The 361-nt window shown below is 39.3% G+C and carries 1 protein-coding gene; it reads left to right on the plus strand.

The window, feature by feature from the left end; genetic code table 11:
• Positions 1-361, plus strand: a 361-nt coding sequence (locus HC175_RS20910) for an LLM class oxidoreductase (RefSeq protein ID WP_479685255.1), incomplete at both ends; no start/stop codon positions are given.

Here is a 361-nt window from a genome sequence, read left to right on the forward strand (position 1 = left end):
ATGCTTTTGCCAGTCATTTTGCTCCGGCGCAACTGTTCGAAGCCTTGAATATTTACTACAACAAATTTCAACCTTCAAAATATCTGGACAAGCCATACACAATAGGTTGTATTAATGTGATCGCTGCCGATACAGTTGCAGAAGCCGAAAAGATATCCACTACTTTAATAAGAATGATGCTGGGAGTAATGACGGGAAATATTGATTACATGCAACCCCCGGTTGAAATGACCCCGGAACTTAAAGAACTTGCTTCAAATCCTGCTTTCCAGCGCATGTTTAAGTATGCGTTTATTGGAAGTAAAGAAAGCGTAAAGCAAAAAACTTCGGAATTCTTAAAACAAACAGGAGTGAATGAGGT

Source organism: Salinimicrobium oceani, assembly GCF_012037645.1.